Annotated in this window: 2 protein-coding genes; both read left to right on the top strand. The window is 74.3% G+C overall.

Annotation, left to right across the window (positions count from 1 at the left end; translation table 11 throughout):
• The first annotated feature begins 31 nt into the window (after positions 1-31).
• Positions 32-18,106, top strand: coding sequence for a non-ribosomal peptide synthetase (locus OHT51_RS04670; protein WP_328877591.1), 18,075 nt, complete (start codon positions 32-34; stop codon positions 18,104-18,106).
• Positions 18,103-21,402, top strand: a complete 3,300-nt coding sequence (gene fabD, locus OHT51_RS04665) for an ACP S-malonyltransferase (RefSeq protein ID WP_328877590.1) — start codon at positions 18,103-18,105, stop codon at positions 21,400-21,402. Before OHT51_RS04670 ends, fabD begins: the two co-directional genes overlap by 4 nt.
• Positions 21,403-21,422: the final 20 nt, after the last annotated feature.

Below are 21,422 nucleotides of genomic sequence, written 5' to 3'. Positions count from 1 at the left end.
GCCGACCGAAGACCTGTGAGAGAGAGCAACTGTGGACGACAAGCGAAAGCTGCTGCTGAGCCTGCTGGCCGGGGCCTCCGCCCCGGCCCCGGCGAGCGACGGCGTGGCGATCGTAGGCGTCGCCGGCCGCTACCCGCTGGCCGAGACGCCCGCCGAGCTGTGGGACAACCTGGCCGCGGGCCGGCACTGCATCCGTGAGGTGCCCGCCGAACGCTGGGACGCCGACGCCCACCACGACCCGGCCGGGGTGCGCGGCAGCTACAGCAAGTGGGCCGGATTCATCGACGACGTCGACAAGTTCGACCCGCTCTTCTTCCAGATATCGCCGGCCGACGCCGAGGCGATGGACCCGCAGGAGCGGCTCTTCCTGCAGACCGCCGCGGCCGTCCTGGACGACGCCGGCCGCCCGGCCGCCGAGCTGGCCGCCCGGGGCCCGGTCGGCGTCTTCGCCGGCGTCATGAACAACAACTACGAGTGGATGGGCGGCGAGGCCACCACCCTTGGCGTCCGCACCGACGCGCACTCCAACCACTGGTCGATCGCCAACCGGGTCTCCTACACCTTCGACTTCACCGGCCCGAGCCTCGCAGTCGACACCGCCTGCTCGGCATCGCTCACCGCGATCCACCTGGCCTGCGAGAGCATCAGGTCGGGGGAGTGCCACACCGCGATCGCCGGCGGCGTCAACCTGATCCTGCATCCGATGCACCTGCGCATGCTGGCCGACCGCGGGATGATCTCGCGCGGTGACCGGCTCAGGAGCTTCGGTGCGGGCGCCGACGGGTTCGTCGACGGCGAGGGCGTGGGCGCCGTACTGCTGCGGCCCCTGAAGGACGCGATCGCCGACGATGACCGGATCCTCGGCGTGATCCGCGGCTCCGCCATCAACGCGGGCGGCAAGACCGGTGGTTACACCGTGCCGAGCGCGGCCGCACAGGCCGAGGTGATCCGCGCCGCCCTGCACCGCGCCCAGGCCGACCCGGCCACCGTCGGCTACGTGGAGGCCCACGGCACCGGCACCCCGCTCGGCGACCCCATCGAGATCGCCGGGCTCGTGGAGGCCTTCGGCGGGCGCATCGACGCGGCGGAGCGGGCCGAGCGGCCGACGGTCGCCGTCGGATCGGTGAAGTCCAACATCGGCCACCTGGAGTCGGCGGCCGGTGTCGCGGGCCTGACCAAGGTGCTGTTCCAGCTGCGCCACCGCATGCTGGTGCCCTCGCTGCACTCGGCCCGGCGCAACCCCGGCATCGACTTCACCACCACGCCCTTCGAGGTGCAGCAGACCCTCCAGCCCTGGGTGCACGCGGGGGACGACGGCGACCTGCCGCTGCGCGCGGTCGTCAGCTCCTTCGGCGGAGGCGGCGCCAACGCCTGCCTGGTCGTTGAGGAGTACCGCACCCCACCGGCCGAATCCGTCGCCCCGGACACCGACCAGCTCGTCGTCCTGTCCGCCAAGAGCGAGGACCGGCTGCGCGCGTACGCCGCAGACCTCGCAGCGTTCCTGCGTGACGCCGACGGTGCGGATCCGGCGGGCGCCGGCCGGGACGCCCTGGGCGTCGCCCAGCGGTTGTGCCTGCGCCTGGCCGCCGAAACCGTCGGCGTGACCCCCGAGTACCTCGACCTCGGCACCGACCTCGCCGACTGCGGCTTCAGCGTCCCCGAACGCGCCCGCTTCGAGGCCTCGCTGACTGCGGAGACGGACGGCCCGCTGCCCGCGGCGGTGACCACGGCACGGACGCTGGGGGCGATCGCGCAGGCGATCGCCGGCACCGCGGGCGCCGTCGGGCCGGCCGGCAACGCCTCGGGAGCCCCGAATGCGTCGGGCGCTGCCCACACACCGACCGGCGCCGGTGTCCAGCGAGCCGCCCGCCCGGCCGAAGGCCCCCTCCGCCTCGTCGACATCGCCCACACTCTCCAGTCCGGCCGTACCCCCCACGAGTTCCGGCTGGCCATGGCGGTCGGTTCGGTCGCCGAGGCGGCGGCGCTGCTGGAGACGTACGCCAAGGGCACGGCCGACGCCCGGATCACCACCGGCCGCGCCACCCGGGCCCGGGTCGTCCTCGCCGGCACCGAGGCCGATGCCCTCGAGGCGGCCCTGGACCGGCGGGACTTGGTGGCGGTGGCCGAGCACTGGCCGGCCGGCGCCGACGTCGACTGGTCCCGTGTCACCCCCGCCGCGGCACGCCGGATCGAGCTGCCGACGTATCCCTTCGCCCGCAAGCGCTACTGGATCCCCGAGCCTCCGGCCCGTACCGCGCCGGCACTGCGGGCCGGGTCCGACGACATCTCCGCGGAACAACTCCCGGACTTCTACCGGCCCTTGTGGGTGCGCGACAACGCATCCGCTCCCGGACCCGTCCCGCGCCCGGGTCGCGTCGTCGCCCTCGTGACCGAGGCCTCCGCCTGGCTCGCCGAGGCGATCTCGGCCCGCATACCCGAGAGCCGCGTGGAGCCGGTCCGCATCGACGAACTCCCGCCGTCCGCCTGGCTGGAGCGGACCGACGGCGCCGACCTGGTGCTCCACCTCGGCGGCGTCGGCACCGGCATCCCCGAGGGCTTGGGCGCCGACCGGGTCGCCGGGCGACTGCGCACCGGCTCCCTCTCCCTGTTCCACCTGATCCGCTCGACCAGCGCCGCGCGCGTCGTCGTGGTCACCGACGACGTCCATCCGGTCGCGGGCACCGCCGCCACCAACCCCTTCGCCGCGGGCATGCACGGACTGCTCCAGGTGGCGGCCAAGGAGCGTCCCGAACTCCGGCTCGGCGCGCTCGACTTCGCCTCTGCCGATGTCACGGACGAGGACGCGACCGCCGCCCTGGCCGACGCCATCCTGGCCGCGCCCGCCGATGCCACCGGCCGCACCGTCGCCCTGCGCGGCGGAGCCCGCTACGTCCGCCGCCTCGGCCGCGTCACCCTGCCCGAGCCCGGCCCAGTCTTCCGGGACGGCGGCGTCTACCTGCTCATCGGCGGCACCGGCGGCATCGCCCAGGAACTCAGCCGCCACCTCGCCGAGCGCCACCGGGCCCGGCTGGTGTGGTTCAGCCGCGGCGACCTCGGCCCCGAACAGCGAGCCGCCACAGAGGAGATCCGCGCATCCGGCGGCGACGTCGCCCACGTCCGCGGCGACGCCTGCGCCACCGCCGACCTCGCCGCCGCCGTCACCGAGGCACACCGCCGCTTCGGAGCCCTGCACGGGGTCGTGCACGCCGCGATGGTGTTCGACAACCATGCCCTCGCCGATCTCGACGAGGAGACCTTCACCGCCGCCACCCGCGTCAAGACCGAGGGCGCCGCCGCGCTCGCCGCCGCAGTCGACGGCCAGGACCTCGACTTCCTGGTCTACTTCTCCTCCGCCGGCTCCTTCGGCAGCTTCGCCGGCAACGGTGCCTACACCTGTGCCTCCGCCACCGAGGACGCCTACGCGCTGTTCCTGCGCGACCGGCTGCCGTATCCGGTGACCGTCGTCAACCAGGGCTACTGGGGCATGGTCGGCTCCGGCGCGCAGCCCGGACTCGCCGACATCTTCGCCGGGCTCGGCATCCAGGGCTTCAGCGCCGCCGCGGGCATCGCCGCCGTCCACCGCATCCTCGGCAGCGGGCTGCCGCAGGTCATGCCGATCCGCGCCGGGCGCCGGGCCCTGGAAGCCATGGGCCACGACCCGGACCTGGACGGCGATGTCCTCGCCGGCGGCCACCCGGCCGCCCTGGCCGCCGCGGCCGGACACCTCGGCACCGGTACCGCCACCGCCCCGGCCGCCCGTTGCGTCCTCACCGGATACGAGGAGCTGGAGGCCGTCTCCGCACCCATGCTGCTCGGCGTCTACCAGCGCATGGGAGCCTTCCGGCGCTCCGGCGAACAGCACGGCGCCGAGGAGCTGCGCGGCCGCCTGGGCATCCTCGACCGCTTCCGGCGGCTGCACGAGGCGCTGCTCAACATCCTGGCCGACGCCGGGTTCCTGACCCGCGACGGCGACCTGGTCCGCACCACCCCGGCGGTCGACGGCGTCGACGCGGACGGGCACTCGGGCCGCTGGGAGGCGGAGTTCGACCGGATCGCGGCTGCCTACCCGGACATCGAGCCGACGGTCACCCTCAACCGCCTGTTCCTCCAGGCGTACCCGCGCATCCTGCGCGGCGAGGTGGGCGCCACCGAGATCATGTTCCCCGGCTCCTCGATGAAGCTGGTGCAGAACTTCTACAAGGGCAACCCGCTCACCGACTCCTTCAACCTCCTGGTCCGCGACACGGTCCACCACTTCCTGGACCTGCGCCTGCCGCAGCTGCCTCAGGGCCGGACCGTCGAGGTCGTGGAACTGGGTGCCGGCACCGGCGCCACCAGCGAGCGGGTGCTGCCCGCGCTGGCCGCGCACCCGGGACGGGTCGGGTACACCTTCACAGACATCTCCCCGCGCTTCCTGGAACACGGCCGGGAACGCTTCGCGGAACGCTACGACTTCGCCCGCTTCCAGGTGCTCAACCTCGAACGCGGCCTGGCGGAGCAGGGGTTCGAGCCGGCATGCGCCGACCTCGTCGTCGCCACCAACGTCGTGCACGCCACCAGCGACCTGCGGGCCACCCTGCGCAAGGCCAAGGCGCTGCTGCGGCCCGGCGGCTGGCTGGTCCTCAACGAACTGACCTCCGTACGGCCGCTGCTGACCATCGGCGGCGGTGTCCTGGAGGGCTGGTGGGCCTTCGAGGACGGCCACCTGCGCATGCCGGACTCCCCACTCGCCTCCCCAGAGGGCTGGACGCGCCTCCTGCACGAGGAGGGCTACGCTCCGGTCCACGCGCTGGGCGCCGGTGACCCGGCGCTGGGCCAGACCGTCCTGGTGGCGGAGAGCGACGGAGTCCTGCTGGGTGCGCCCGGGCCCACGGCAGGCCCGGCCACGGGCACCGCGTCCACCCCGGGTGCCTCGGGCGCGACCACCTCCACGGACGCTCTCACCGAGCGCCTGCGCGACCTCGTCGAGCGGGTGCTCAAGCTGGACGAGCGCATCGATCCCGGCCGACCGCTGGCCGACTACGGCTTCGACTCGCTCAGCGGTATGAAGATCGTCGCCGCCGTGGACGAGGAGTTCGGTGTCGCCGTACCCCTCGGCGACTTCTTCGAGCAGCCGACCCTGCGCGAGTTGACCGCCCACCTGGCCGCCAACTGGCTCGCCGGAGTGGCGGCCGGGCCCGCCCTGCCCGAAGCGCCCGAGACGCCCGCCCCGGCGCCCACCGCACCAGCCCCGACCACTGCCCCCGCCATCTCCCCGGCCACCGAGGCCGCGGCCCGCGTCCTGCGCCCGCGCACCGACGGTGAGGAGAGCCGCCACCCCCTGTCCGAGGGCCAGCGCGCCCTCTGGGTGATCGAACAGATCGCGCCCGGTACCTACGCCTACAACCTGCCCCTCGCCCTCTGGCTCGACCGCGGCCTGGACGTGCTCGCCCTGCGGGCCGTCCTGCAGGACCTGGTCGACCGGCACGCCGAGCTACGGGCCACGGTCCACGCCGGCGACGAGGGGCCGTACGCCCGGATCGCGACCGAGCCCGAACTCCCCTTCCAGCAGGTCTTCCTGACCGCCACGAGCGACGCCGAGCTGCGTGACCGGATGCGCACCGACCTGCGCCGCCCCTTCGAGCTCGCCGCCGGCCCCCTCGTCCGCGCCACCCTCTACACCCTGGGGGACGGCCGCAACGCGCTGTTGCTGACCTTCCACCACCTGGTCTTCGACGGCGTCTCCATCGCCCTGCTCCTGCGCGAGCTGGAACGCGGTTACCACGCGCTCCTCGCGGGCCATGCCCTCCCCGCCGAGCGCCCCACACGCAGCTATGCCGACTTCACCGCCCGGCAGCGCGAGCTGCTCGCCGGTGCCGAGGGCCGGAGGCTGCGCGCGTACTGGACCGAACGGCTGCGCGGGCGCAGGACCACCGTGCCGCTGCCGCTGGACCGGCCCCGACCGGCCGTGCCCGGCTTTCACGGGGCGAGCCTGGACGGGCACATTCCCGCCGCGGTCGCCGACCGGGCCCGCGCCCTCGCCGGCGCCGAGCAGACATCCCTGTTCGGGGTCGTCCTCGCTGCCTGGTTCACACTGCTGCACCGCTACAGCGACCAGGCCGACATCGCCGTGGGCACGCCGACGGCCGGACGCCCGGCGAGCGGCTTCGACGACACGCTCGGCTACTTCATGAACATGGTGGTGCTGGCCGAACGCGTCGACGGCGCCGAGGAGTTCCGCGGCCTGGTCCGCCGCGTCCACCGCACCGTGCTGGACGCACTGGAACACAGCGCGTATCCGCTGATCACCCTGGCCGACGACCTCCGCCGCGCGGACCCCGAGGCCGGCGCCCCCTTCAACGTCGCCTTCTACTTCCAGAACTGGACCCGCACCCCCCGCCGCGACGCGCCCGGCGACACCGCGGTGCTCGGCCCGGTCGAAGGAGTGCACCAGGAGGGCGAGTTCGACCTGACCCTGGAGGTCGTCGAGCAGGAAGAGGGCTGCCGCTACACGCTCAAGTACGACCCCGGCCTCTTCGACGAGGACACCGTGGCCCGCCTCGGCGCCCACTTCACCACCCTCCTCGCCGCCGCCGTGGCAGGGCCCGGCACCCCGGTGGCCGACCTGGAGCTGCTCACCGAGGACGAGCGGGCCCGGCTCACCCCGCCCGCCCCTGCCGACTACCCGGCCGACACTCTGGTCTGGGAACTGGTACGGCGGCAGGCGGACGCCCGGCCCGACACGGTCGCGGTCCGCCACGCCGGCACCGAACTGACGTACCGTGCACTCGTCGAGCGCGTGGACGCCCTCGCCGCCCGGCTCACCGCCGCCGGAGCGGGCCGTGACCGGACCGTCGGGGTGCTGCTCCCGCGCGATCAGGACCTGCCGGTGGCGCTCCTCGCCGTCCAGGCCTCCGGCGCGGCCTACGTACCGCTCGACCCCGCCTACCCGCAGGACCGGCTCGCCTACATGGCCGAGGACGCCGGGCTGCATCTGCTGCTCACCCACTCCACCTGCGGCGCCGGCATCGCGGGTGTGCCCCGGCTGGTCGTCGACACCTCCGAGCAGCCGCCGGCTCTGCCCTCGCCCGGGCCGGCCGGGCCGTCCGACGCCGCGTACGTCATCTACACCTCCGGCTCCACCGGCCGTCCCAAGGGCGTCCGGGTGCCGCACCGCGCGCTGACCAACTTCCTGTGGTCGATGGCCCGCGAGCCCGGCTTCGGACCCGGCGACACCCTGCTGGCCCTCACTACCGTCTGCTTCGACATCTCCGGCCTGGAGCTGTACCTGCCGCTGGTCACCGGCGGCACGGTGGAGGTGCTCGCCGCCGAGGACGCCCGCGACGGGCTGCGGCTGCGCGAAGCCCTCGAACGGGCCCGCCCCACCGTCATGCAGGCCACCCCGGCCACCTGGAGCATGCTGCTGGCCGCCGGCTGGCAGGGCGACCCCGAGCTGAAGGCGCTGTGCGGCGGCGAGGCGCTGACCGCCGAGCTTGCCGAGGCGCTCCTCGCGGGCAACGGGCAGGTGTGGAACCTCTACGGCCCCACCGAGACCACCATCTGGTCGGCGGCGAGCCGCCTCACCCCGGGCGGCCGGGTCACCCTGGGCGCCCCGATCGCCAACACCGCGCTCCACGTCCTCGACAGCGCGCGCAGGCCCGTCCCCACCGCCGTCGCCGGGGAGCTCTACATCGGTGGCGACGGCGTGGCCGACGGCTACCTCGGCCGCCCCGAACTGACCGCCGAGCGCTTCCTGCCCGACCCGTTCGCGGCGCGCGCCGAAGCCCGCATGTACCGCACGGGCGACCTCGTACGACGGCTCGCCGACGGAACGATCGAATACCTCGGCCGGCTCGACTCCCAGGTCAAGGTGCGCGGCCACCGGGTCGAGCTGGAGGAGATCGAGGCAACCCTGCGCCGGCTCGACGGAGTCCGCGAGGCGGTCGTCGTGGCCCGTGGACAGGCAGCGGGCTCACACACCCTGCTCGCCTGCTACGTCCTGGAGGACGGCGCGGCAGAGCCGAACCGCGAGCGGCTGGCTGCCTGGCTGCCGGACCACATGGTGCCCGACGCCCTGGTCCGGGTGACGGGCTTCCCGCGCACCCTGAACGGAAAGACCGACCGCACCGCGCTGGCGTCGCTGGCGCCGGCCGACCTGCGCGCCCGCTTCGGCGCCGGGTCCCCGCCCGCGGCCGGCACCAACGCCCCGGCAGGAGCCACCGGCGGCCGCACGGCGGCCTTCGTCGCCGAGCTGGCCCGGATGGTCGCCGCCCTGGTGGACATGCGCCCCGAGGACATCGGCACGCACACACCGCTCGGCGAGACCGGCATGAACTCCGTGAGCTTCACCGCGCTCAGCGCAGAGCTGCGCAAGGCGTACGGCATCACCGAGTACCCGACCCTCTTCTACCGCCGCGGCACGCTGCACGCGCTCGCCGAGCACCTGTGGGAGCATCACGCGCCCGCATTGACGGCCCACTTCGGGGCAGCTCCGCAGACACCCGCCACCGAACACGCCGCTCCGGCCGGGTCCGACGTCTCGGCGGTCCCTGCCGGGTCCGGGACTTCCGGGACCCCTGCCGCATCCGAGCCCCCGGTGGACCCCGCCGGCCGTGAGGTCGCCGTCATCGGTATGGCCGGGCGCCTGCCCGGCTCCATGGACCTCGGGGAGTTCTGGGACCACCTCGCCGCCGGCGACGACCTGGTGGGCGAGATCCCCGCCGACCGCTGGGACTGGCGCGACCACCCGCGCTCCCGCTCCCGCTGGGGCGGCTTCGCCCCGGACGTGGACCGTTTCGACGCCGCGTTCTTCGGCATCTCACCTCGAGAGGCCGAACTGATGGACCCGCAGCAGCGGTTGCTGCTCGAGACCGTCTGGCAGGCCGTCGAGGACGCCGGCTACCGCCCCTCGGATCTGGCAGGGAAGCGGGTCGGCGTGTTCATCGCCGTCACCAACTCCGACTACCACGAGGTGCAGCGGGCCGCAGGACGCGCCGCCGAGGGCCACACCCTCACCGGCGCCGCCCTGTCGATCGTCCCGAACCGGGTGTCGTACATGCTCGACCTGCGCGGTCCCAGCATCGCCGTCGACACCGCCTGCTCCGGCTCCCTCACCGCCGTCCACCAGGCCTGCGCCGCCCTGCGCGACGGCACCTGCGACCTGGCCATCGCGGGCGGCGTCAGCCTCATCCTGGACCCGGGTGTCTACGAGGCGCTCAGCCAGGGCGAGATGCTCAGCCCCGACGGCCGCTGCAAGGCATTCGACAGCCGGGCCGACGGCTACGTCCGCGGCGAGGGCGCGGGCGTCGTCCTGCTCAAGCCGCACCAGCGGGCCGAGCGCGACGGCGACGCCGTACACGCCGTGATCAAGGCTGCCGCGCTCAACCACGGTGGCCGGACCACCTCGCTCACCGCGCCCAACCCCGAGGCCCAGGCCGACCTGCTGGTCGAGGCCTACCAGGCCGCCGGCGTCCACCCGGACACCGTGGGCTACATCGAGGCGCACGGCACCGGCACCGCCCTGGGCGACCCGATCGAGACCACAGGCCTGAGCACCGCCTTCCGGCGACTGCGGGTGGGGAAGGGCGCGCCAGGCGGATCCGCAGCGTGTGCCATCGGCTCGGTCAAGACGAACATCGGCCACCTGGAGGCCGCCGCCGGTATCGCCGGACTCTTCAAGACGGTCCTGTCGATGCGGCACGGCACCATCCCGGCCAGCCTGCACTTCCGAGAGCAGAACCCCTACCTGGAACTCGACGGCGGCCCCTTCGAGGTCGCCGCCACCGCCCGGCCCTGGCCGCGTCCCCGGGACGCGCACGGAGCCGAGCTGCCCCGCCGTGGCGGCGTCAGCTCGTTCGGCTTCGGCGGGGCGGGCGCGCACATCGTGTTGGAGGAACCCCCCATGCCGGACACCCGTGACGAGCCCGCGACCCAGCAGGTCTTCGTGCTCTCGGCCCGCGACGATGACGCGCTCCGGCGCTCGGCCGCCCGGCTCGCCGACCACCTCGGGCGCCAGGACGTCCCGGCCGGGGATCTCGCCTTCACCCTGCAGACGGGCCGGGAGCCGATGCCGCACCGGCTCGCCGTCGTCGCCGACGGCACCACGGCGCTGCGCGCCGAGCTCACCGCGCACCTGGCCGGGCGCCCATCCGCCGTACGCACCGCCCAGGTGACGGCATCACGGACGGGCGACACCGTCTCCCCGGACGGCCGCGACCTCGACGCCCTGGCCACCGCCTGGCTCGACGGCGCCGATGTCGACTGGCGGACCCTGCACGAGGGCGCCTCCCGGCGCCGCGTCCACCTGCCCGCCTACCCGTTCGCCGGCCCCCGGCACTGGGTCACCCCCGGCGAACGCCCCGCAGAGCCCGGCCCCCGTCTGCACCCGACCCTCCTGGACGCCAACGTCTCCACCTTCGGCGAGCAGCGGTTCGCCAAGACGCTGACGGGACAGGAGTTCTTCCTGCGCGACCACGTCGTCGGCGGCGACCTGGTGCTGCCCGGCGTGGCCTACCTGGAGATGGGCCGCCTGTCGGGCGAACTCGCCGCCGGGGGAGTCCCGGTGCGTGGCATCGACGACCTGGTGTGGGCGGCGCCGGTCCGTCTCGCCCCCGGCCGCACCGTGCACCAGCTGCTGGTCCGAGTCACCGGCGACCCCTCCCGCGCCTCCTTCGAGGTGCGCGGCGCCGACGAGGACGCGCCGGTGCACGCCAGCGGCACTCTGCGGTTCGACGACCCCGGTTCCCGGCCCGCCCCCATCGCCCCGGCGGACGTACGCGCCCGCTGCACCCGCGTCCAGGCCGGGGCCGACTGCTACGACGGTTTCGTCCGGCTCGGGTTCGCCTACGGACCCGCCTTCCAGGTGATCGAGGAGATCGCCGAGGGCCCCGGGGAGGCGCTGGCGACGCTGCGCCTGCCGGAGCCGCAGCGCGCGGACGCCGGTGCGTACGTCTTCCACCCCTCGCTGCTGGACGCCGCCCTGCAGACCGCGGGCCGGCTCGTCCCCGGTGCCGGGGACCCGGCGGGCCCGGCACCCTACCTGCCGTTCTCCCTGGGCTCGATCCGGCTGTACGCCCCTCTGCCCGAGCGGGGTTACTCGTACGCCACCCCGGCCCGGCGCCCCGCCCCGGCGGGCTCCCTCGCCTTCGACGTCGCCCTGCTCGACGAGAACGGGCAGGTGGCCGCCACGCTGGAGTCCTTCACACTGAGGGCGCTGCGCCCGACGGACGCCGCACGAGCAACGGACACCGCACCCGCGCCCGGGCTGCAGGCCGTGCCCGCCGTCGACGTCGCCCACGCCTTCGAGCCCGGCTGGGAGACCGTGCCCGCTCCGCAGGGCCAACTCCCCTCCGCCGCAAGGGTCCTGCTGCTCGACCCCGCCTCCGCCGACGCCACCGACGTGGCCACCGCCCTCACGGCGACGGGCGCCGATGTGCGCCGTATCCCGCTCGGGAGCGGCTTCGACGCCGAGGCCGCCGTGCGTGCCACCGGAGCCGGACCCGTCCACGTCGTCCACCTGGCCGGACGCGAGGACACCGCCCGAGACTCCGTGGAGCACGGCTTCCACGCGGCGATGGCCTTCCTGCGGGCCTGGCAGCGCGAACGCCGCGACGCGCTGCGCTACCTGTACGTCCACTCCGAGCCGGCCCCGTCGCCCGCCCAGCCGGCGATGGCCGCCTTCGCCCGCACCGTCCGCCTGGAGCAACCGTCGGTCGCCCTCGGCGTCCTGGCCCTCGCCCCGGGCTGCCCGCCCGCCGAGGCCGTCGTCGCCGAACTCGGCACGGACGGCGGTCCCGAGGTGCGCGCGGACGCGCAGGGCCGGGCCCGCCGCGCCTGGCGGCAGGTGAGCCTCCCGGCCGCGCCGGGCGCCGCGTTCACCGGTGCCGGCGCGCACATCGTCACCGGCGGCACCGGCGCCCTGGGCCTGCTCGTCGCCGAACACATCGCCGCCGCGCGGCGGGCCGCCGGAGTCACCGGCGGCGGCATCGTGCTCGCCGCGCGCACCGCTCCCGGACCCGAGACCCGGGTCCGTGCCGACGCCCTCGGCGCCCGGGTGGTGCTCGCCGACGTCACCGACCCGGCCGCCGTACGCGACCTGGTCGCCGAGGCCCGCCGGACGCACGGCTCGGTCAGCGGCGTCGTGCACGCGGCCGGCGTCCTCAGGGACGGGCTCGTACGCACCAAGGAGCGTGCGGACGCCGACGCGGTCCTCGCCGCCAAGGTGCACGGCACCGTGCTGCTCGACGAGGCGACGGCGGACGACCCGCTGGACTACTTCGTCGCCCTCTCCTCGGCGGCCGCGGCCTTCGGCAACGCCGGCCAGAGCGACTACGCCTTCGCGAACGCCTTCCTCGACCACTTCGCCGAGGAGCGCGAGCGGCGCCGTCGGGAAGGCGCCCGGAACGGCCGCACCCTCGCGGCCGCCTGGCCGGTCTGGGCCGACGGCGGGATGCGCGTCGACGCCGACGCCGAGGCCTACATGGAGCGTGCGCTCGGCATGCGCGCGCTGCGTACCGCCCCCGCCCTGCAGGCCCTGGACCGCGCCCTCGCCCACACCGCGCCGCGCCTGCTCCTGGCCGCCGGCGACCCCGACCGCATCCTCCAGGCCCTCGCAGGCGCCGAGCCGCCCAGGGACGAGACCGTCACCGCCGCGCCCGGAGCGCACGAGCGCGCCGAGGAACTGGTCCTGCGGTTGCTCGCCGAGGAACTGAAGCTGCCCGAGGCGGAGATCGCCGTCGCCGAACCCTTCGACCGGTACGGCGTCGACTCGCTCATCACCATGAGCCTCATCCGCCGCCTGGAGGAACACGTCGGCCCGCTGTCGAAGACCCTGCTCTTCGAGTACGTGACCGTACGCGACCTCGCCGGCCACCTGGCCGGGGCCCACCCCGGCGCGTTCCCGGCCGCCGGCCAGGACACCACAGTCCCCGCGGCGACCGTGCTTCCGGTGAAGCAGGCCGAGCCGGTCGCACCCGCCCCGCAGGACGCCGCGATCGCCATCATCGGCGTCGCGGGACGCTACCCGCAGGCCGACGACGTCACCGACTTCTGGCGCAACCTGCGCGCCGGCCGGGACAGCGTCGAGGAGATCCCCCGCGACCGCTGGGACCACGGCCTGTTCTATTCGCCGGACAAGTCCGCCACCGGCAAGACCTACGGAAAGTGGGGCGGCTTCGTTCCCGGCGCCGACCGCTTCGACCCGCTGTTCTTCCGGATGTCGCAGATCGAGGCGGAGCACACCGACCCGCAGGAGCGCGTGTTCCTGGAGACCGTCTGGCATGTGCTGGAGGACGCCGGATACACCCGCGAGCAATTGCGTGGCGCCCGCACCGGAGTATTCGTCGGCATGATGTACGGCCACTACCAGTTGTACGGCGTCCAGGAGGCGCTGCGCGGCGAGGGCTTCGCGACCTCCTCGTCGTACGCCTCGGTGGCCAACCGGGTGTCGTACTTCTTCGACTTCACCGGCCCCAGCGTCGGTCTGGACACCATGTGCTCCTCGTCGCTGGTCAGCATCCACCAGGCCTGCCTCGCCATCCGCAACGGCGACTGCGACGTCGCCGTGGCCGGCGGAGTCAACATCTCCAGCCACCCGGTGAAGTTCCTCCAGCTCGCCCAGCGCGGCTTCCTCGCCGAGGACGGGCGCTGCCGCAGCTTCGGCGAGGGCGGCACCGGGTACGTGCCCGCCGAGGGCTCGGGCGCCGTCCTGCTCAAGCGCTTGGACGCCGCCCTCGCCGACGGCGACCGGATCCTCGCCGTGGTGAAGGCGTCCGCCGTCAACCACGGTGGTGCGGGCGCCGGTTACAGCGTCCCCAACCCCAAGGCCCAGGGCGACCTCGTGCGTACGGCGCTGGAGCGGGCCGGGCTCGCACCCGCCGACCTCGACTACCTGGAGGCGCACGGCACCGGCACCGCGCTCGGCGACCCGGTGGAGGTCACCGGCATGCTGCGGGCCTTCGGCGAGCAGCCGCCCGAGCGGCTGCCCATCGGCTCGGTCAAGTCCAACATCGGGCATGCCGAATCGGCCGCCGGCATCGCCGCGATCACCAAGGTGCTGCTCCAGATGCGGCACGGCGAACTGGTGCCGTCCCTGCACGCGGACCGCCTCAATCCGAACATCGACTTCACGGCGACCCCGTTCGAGGTCCAGCGTGAGCGGGCGCCCTGGCCCCGCCGCGTCCTGGCGGACGGCACGGTACGGCCGAGGACGGCGGGCGTGAGCTCCTTCGGCGCGGGCGGCACGAACGCCCACATCATCCTGCAGGAGTACGTCGGCGACGGTGCCGGTGCCGGGGCCGCCCCCACCGGTCCCCAGCTGGCGGTGCTCTCCGCGCGGGACGCCGGACGGCTGGCCGCGCAGGCCCGGCGGCTCGCCGGCCACCTGCGTGCCGAGGAGGCCGCCGCGAGCCCCGCGCAGGTCGCCCGGACCTTGCAGACGGGCCGGGAAGCGATGGCCCACCGGCTGGCCGTGCTCTTCCACGACCTGCCCGAACTCTGCGCGCGGCTCGACGAGTTCGCCGCCGGCGGCACCCCGGCCGACAGTTGGACCGGCGTGGTCGACCCGCGCCGTCCCGCCGCGGGCGAGCGGCTTCCCGCCGACCCCGCCGCGTACGCCACCGCCTGGACCGGCGGACAGCAGGTCGACTGGTCCGCCCTGCACCCCGGGGGCAGCCGCGCCCGGGTGGCGCTGCCCGGCTACCCCTTCGACGGCGACCGGGTCTGGCTGGCGGCGGCCGACGCCGAACTGGCTGCTCTCGGCGCCGGGCGCGCTGCACCTGCCGGCGGCCGGAGTGCGGGTCGCGCCGACCAGGACGCGTCCGACGCAGGCCACAGCGCCTCCGGCGCCCGACGCGACCCCGAGGGACTGTTGCTGACTCGGCAGTGGCGCCCCGCCCCACCCGTGCCCCGTTCGGCGCCGCCCACCCTCACCGCCGTGCTCGCCGCACCCGGTACCGAGGCGCTGGCCGCCCGGCTCGCGGCGGTGCTGCCGGACGCCGAGGTGCTGACCGCCGACCGGATCAACGCCGAACTCGCCGACGCAGGCACCCGCTGGGACCGCTTCGACGCCGTCGTCGACCTGGCCGGCTGCACCGGACCCGTGATGCCGCCCACGCACGCCGCACTGCCCTCCTGGCTGCGCTGGCTGCAGCACCTGGTCGACCTCGGCCGCCGCGACCTGCGCGCCCTGCTCGTCTCGCGCGGCGCGCCCGCCCTCGGCGGAGCGGCCCGGGTGGGCCTGTACCGGATGCTGCAGAGCGAGTACCGCCACGTCCGCTCGCGCCACGTGGAAATCGACGGCGCCGCGACCGACGAGCAGCTGTGCCGCTGGGTCGCCGAGGAGCTGTCCGCCGACGGTGATCCCGCCGAGGTCGCCTACCGCGGGGGAGCGCGCCACCTGGCGACGATCGCCGAAGTCCCGCGGGCACAGCGCGCCGAGTTCAGCTTCCCGGCGGGCCATGTGCTGTGGGTGACCGGCGGCACGCGCGGTCTCGGGCTGCTCACCGCGCGCCACTTCGTCGCCCGGCACGGTGTGCGCAAGCTGGTCCTCACCGGCCGCGAGGAACTGCCGCCGCGCGCGGAGTGGGCCGCGCACATCGCCGAGGACGGCCCGCTGGGTCGCAAGCTGCGCCCGCTCGCCGAGCTGGCCGCCCAGGGCGTCGAAGTCGAGGCCATCGCCGTGCCGTTGGACGAGAAGGAGGCGCTCGCCAAGGTCCTCGCCGACGTCAGACTGCGGCTCGGCCCGGTCGGCGGCGTGATCCACAGCGCGGGCTTCACCGACTTCGAGAACCCGGCGTTCGTCCGCAAGCCGCAGACCGGCGTCGCCCGTGTCCTCGCACCGAAGGTGTTCGGCCTGGACGCCCTGCTGGAGTGCTTCCGGGACGAGCCGCTCGGCCTGTTCGTGCTGTACTCGTCGGTCGCCGCCGCCGTTCCCGCCCTCGCGGTCGGCCAGAGCGACTACGCCATGGCAAACGCATACCTGGACGCGGTGGCCGAGGCCCGCCCGTACGGCCTGCCCCTGGTCAGCGTGCAGTGGCCCAGCTGGAAGGACACAGGTATGGGGGAGGCCCGCAGCGCTGCCTACCAGGCCTCCGGCCTCGCCTCGCTCACGGACGCACAGGGGCTTGCCCTCCTCGACCGAGCTCTGGAGAGCGGCGCCCGGGTTGTGATGCCCGTACTGCCGCGCCCAGGCGCCGAGTTCAGCGCCGAGCGGCTGACCGCACGGCGCCTGGGGACCCCGCCCGCCGCACCGGCCGCCACGCCCACCGCACCCGCCGCCACGCCACGACCGGCGGCCGGCGCGGGCGCGGATGTGCGCGCGGCCGTCGAGGCGATCGCCTCCTGGCTGCTCGACCAGCTCGCGACGGAACTGCGCTTCGACCGCGCCAAGCTGGCCGGGGACGTCCCGGTCCACGACTACGGCATGGACTCGATCATGGTCTCCCAGCTCGTCCAGACCGTCGCCCAGCGCCTGGACGTATCGGTCGACCCGTCGGCCCTGCTGGAACACCCGACAGTGGACGGTTTCGCGGCGTATCTCGGCGAGGAGCACCGGACGGAACTGCTCGCGGAGTTCGGCTGCGCGGAGACCGACGGCACGGCACCTGAGGCTGAGGCACGGCCGGAGTCCGTGGCCCCGGCACCGTCGGAGTCCGTGGCCCCGGCACCGTCGGAATCCGTGGCCGCCGCACCCGTCTGGGCCTTTGACAGCCCCTCCGCCCTCCACCAGCAAGGCACCACCTCCCACACTCCTGACCCGCGAGCCGGCGCCATAGCCGTGGTCGGCCTCTCCTGCCGCTTCCCCGACGCCGACTCCGCCGACGCCTACTGGGAGCTGCTGCGGGACGGCCGTACTGCTCTGCGTCCCGTCCCGGACTCCCGCTTCGGCCGCCCCCTCGGTTACCACGCCGGCCTGCTGCCGGAGGCGCTGCGGTTCGCGCCCGACCGGTTCCTGCTGTCCGAGGCGGACGTCAAGGCGATGGACCCGCAGGCGCTTCTCCTGCTGGAGGAGGTCGACAGGGCCGTGCACCACGCCGGTTACAGCCCGGCGGATCTCAAGGGCCGCAGAGTCGGCGTGTACGTCGGCGGCCGGGCCACCCACACCCCCGACCCGGCGGCACTCGAGCGGGCCAAGAATCCGGTCGTCGTCACCGGGCAGAACTACCTCGCGGCCAACATCTCCCAGTTCTTCGACTTCCAGGGCCCGAGCCTGGTGGTGGACACCGCCTGCTCCTCCGCCCTGGTGGCGATGGACATGGCCGTACAGGCACTGCGCTCGGGTTCCGTCGAGTCGGCCGTCGTCGCCGGCGTGAGCCTGCTGGCGGACGACCGGGCGCACCAGGTGTTCGGGCAGCGCGGCCTGCTCAACCCCGGCCCGGAGTTCCACGCGTTCGACGGCCGGGCTGCCGGCCTGGTGCTCGGAGAGGGCGTCGGCGTCGTCGTCCTCAAGCCGCTGGCCCGGGCTCAGGCGGACGGCGACGGGGTGCTCGCCGTTCTGGAGGGCATTGCGATCAACAACGACGGCCGCACCGCCGGACCCGCCACGCCCAACCTGCGGGCCCAGAAGGACGTGATGGCCGAAGCGCTGTCGCTCAGTGGCCGCGCGCCGCAGGACGTCGGCTGGGTGGAGACCAACGCCTCCGGCTCGACCGTCACCGACCTGCTCGAACTGAAGGCGATCGAGGGTGTCTACGGCGCCGGGCCGGCCCGCTCCACGCGGCTCGCGCTCGGATCGGTGAAGCCGAACATCGGTCATCCGCTGGCTGCGGAGGGCATCGCCGCGTTCATCAAGGTCGTCCTGATGCTGCACCACCGGCAGCAGGTTCCGTTCCGCTCCGGACAACAGCCCCTGCCGCACTTCGACATGGACGCCTCCGCGATGTACTTCCCGCGAGAGCTCCGCCCGTGGCCCGCGGCCGCGGACAGGGCCGCGCTCAACTGCTTCGCCGACGGCGGCACCAACGCGCACCTGCTGCTGGCCCCGGCCCCGGCGGACCACCGCGCCACCCGGCCGCCGCTGCCGCAGCCCCCGTTGGAGCGCACGGTCGTCATCCGCGGCACCGCCTCCGAGGCGCCCGAAGCACCTGCCCGGCCGGCGGCGGCCGACCTGTTCTGGGAGACGTACCGATGACCGCGGCCAACGAGACGCCTTTGACGATCGAGCCGCCCACAGGGCGTCTGCCTGTGGTCTTCATGTTCTCCGGGCAGGGCTCGCAGTACTACCGCATGGGCCAGGAACTCTTCGAGTCCGACGAGGTCTTCCGCACGGCCATGCGGCGGTACGACGCCGTCGCCGCCGGGCTGCTGGGCGAGTCGGTCCTCGCCCGGATCTTCGATCCGGCCCGGCGCAAGAACGACCCCTTCCTCGACACGAGGCTCACCCACCCGGCGATCGTCATGATCGAACTCGCCCTGGCCGAGACCTTGCGCGCCGCCGGCGTCGAGCCGGACTACCTGCTCGGCTCCAGCCTCGGTGAGTACGCGGCCGCGGTCGTCTCCGGCAGTATCGACGCCGAGACGTGCCTGCGGCTGCTCGTCCGGCAGGCGGAGAGCCTGCCGGCGGGCCGGCGCGGCGGGCTGCTCGCGGTCATCACCCGCCCGGACGGCCGGGACCGGATCCCCGCGCTGCCCGGCTGCGAGGTCGCCGCCCGCAACTATCCCGGCCACATCGTGGTCGCGGGCACCGACGAGGACCTGGACCGGGCCGAGGCGGCCCTACGCGCGGCCGACGTGCTGCACCAGCGGGTGCCGGTCGAGTACGCCTACCACTCCAGCCTGATGGACGGCGTCCTCGCGGAGTGCCGGGCCGTCTTCGACGGGGTGACCTTCGCCCCACCGCGCATCCCCTGGGTGTCGTGCGTGGATGGACGGCTCGTCGAGCGGCCCGGTGCCGACCACTTCTGGCAGGTCGCCCGCCAACCCATCGAGTTCGAGCGGGCCATGGCCGCGATGCGGGCTCGCGGCGACTTCCTCTACCTCGACCTGGGTCCCTCGGGCACCCTGCACAACTTCGTCCGCGGCAACCTCCCGGCGGGTGACCGCTCCGGTTCGCTGCCGCTGCTCAGCCCGTTCAGCCACGACCCAGGGGTCTTGGAACAGGCACGGACGCTCGCGGCACCGGCCTCGTCCAACCCCACCACTCCGATCACGCATCCCCATCCGACTGCGGTGACAGCGAAGACGGCAAGGAAGGCACACGGCATGAAGGTCTACGGTTTCCCAGGTCAGGGGTCTCAGCAGCGAGGGATGGGCAAGGAGCTGTTCGCCAGGCACCCGCGGGAGACCGCGATCGCCGACCGCGTGCTCGGCTACTCGATCGAGGAACTGTGCGTCCACGACCCGGAGCGCCGCCTGGGCCGTACCGAGTACACACAGCCGGCGCTCTACGTCGTCAGCGTCCTGACCTACCTCGACCGGCTCGCCGAGGACCCCGAGCCGGCCGACTACCTGATCGGCCACAGCCTCGGCGAGTACGCCGCCCTGTTCGCCGCCGGAGTCTTCGACTTCGAGACCGGGCTGCGCCTGGTGCAGCGGCGCGGCGCCCTGATGGCGGAGGCCGGCGGTGGCGCGATGGCCGCGGTGGTCGGCTCCGACGAGGCGACCGTGCTGCGCGTGCTCGCCGACTCCGGCATCGACGAGCTCGACCTGGCCAACCACAACGCCCCCGACCAGTTCGTGCTGTCCGGTCCGGACGAGCGCATCGACGCCGCCCGCGCCGCCTTCGAGTCGGCCGGTGTCCGCGCTGTCCGGCTCAACGTCAGCGCACCCTTCCACTCCCGCTACATGCGCGACACCGCCACGGAGTTCGCCCGCTTCCTGGACGGCTTCCCCCTGCGCGACCCGGCCGTCCCGGTCCTGGCCAACGTGGACGCGCAGCCGTACGCCCGCGGCGCCGTCAAGGCGACCCTGACCGCACAGATCGCCTCCCCGGTCCGCTGGACCGACACGGTGCGCCGGCTGATGGGCCACGGCGATTTCGAGTTCGTGGAGCTGGGCCCGGGCCGGGTCCTGACCAATCTGGTCACCAAGATCAGGAAGAACGCGGAGCCGCTGCCCGCGCCGAGCGCCCCGGAACTCGATGCGCAACCGCCCGCGCCAGGCGCCCAGGAACTCGACGAGCTGCTGTCTTCCGGCCAGTTGCCGCCCCCGGCACGACCCACGGCCTTCGCCGCCCCGACGGCTGACACCCTCGGAGCCGCCACCTTCCGCGAGCGGTACGGTCTGCGGCGCGCGTACTTGCTGGGCGCCCTGTACGGCGGCATCTCGGGCCGCGAGATGCTGGGCGCGGCGGCCAAGGCCGGGCTGCTGGGCTTCCTGGGGACGGGCGGCCTGCCCCTCGACGAGGTGGACGGCCTGCTGCGCGAACTGGCGGGGGAACTCGGCCTGGGCGGCTCCTTCGGCGTCAACCTGCTGTACCGACACGGCGCCCCCGAGGAGGAGTCCGCCCTGGTGGACCTGCTCCTGCGGCACGGCGTCGACCTCGCCGAGGCCTCCGGCTTCCCGCTGATCACCCCCGCGCTGGTCCGGTTCCGCCTCAAGGGCGGCCGGATTGTCGCCAAGGTGTCCCGCACGGACGTGGCCGCAGAGTTCCTGGCCCCGCCGCCGGAGCGGCTGGTCGCCCGGCTGCTGGAGACGGGCGAGGTCACCGCGGACGAGGCTCGCGCGGCGGCCGGCCGGCCGATGGCGGACGATCTGTGCGTGGAGGCCGACGGCGGCTGGCTGAGCAGCACGGCCGACCTGCTCACCCTGCTCCCCGCCGTGCTGCGGCTGCGCGACACGACCGCGACGGGCGGCCACCGGGTCCACGTCGGGTGCGCGGGCGGCATCGGCACGCCCGAGGCCGCCGGGGCCGCGTTCCTGCTCGGCGCCGACTTCGTCCTGACCGGCTCGGTCAACCAGTGCTCCGTGGAGGCGGCCACGAGTGCGGAGGTGAAGGACATCCTTCAGGAGGCCCGCGAGTACGACGTGGACACGGCTCCGTGGGGCGAGCTGTTCGACCTCGGCGTCCAGGCCCGCTACCTCAAGCGGGGGTTGTTCTTCCCGGCCAGGGCGTCCCGGCTGCACGAGCTGTGGCGCCGGCACGGCTCGCTCGCCGAGCTGGACGACGAGACCAGGAGCCAGGTTCTCGACCGGTACCTGGGCGGCGAGGCCCCCGCGCCCGTAGTTGCAGGCAGCACCCCCGAGCAGCAGTTGGCGGCTGTGTTCCGCGGCTACTTCACCCGCGGCTTCCGTCTCGCCGTGAGCGGTGACCAGCGCTCCCGGGTGGACTACCTGGTGCACTGCGGCCCCGCCATGGGCGCCTTCAACCAGGTCGTCGCGGACACGGAACTCCACCCATGGCGAGCCCGCACGGTGGAGGCGATCGCCGACACCCTGATGGATGGCGCCGCCGGTCACCTCTCCGCACGCCTGGGCAGCTTCGGCTGAGTAGGTCGCGGCAGACCGGA

Source organism: Streptomyces sp. NBC_00299 (assembly GCF_036173045.1).
GTDB classification, from domain to species: Bacteria; Actinomycetota; Actinomycetes; order Streptomycetales; family Streptomycetaceae; genus Streptomyces; species Streptomyces machairae.
Note: the sequence above shows the minus strand (reverse complement) of the source record. Positions and strands in the feature narration are given on the sequence as shown.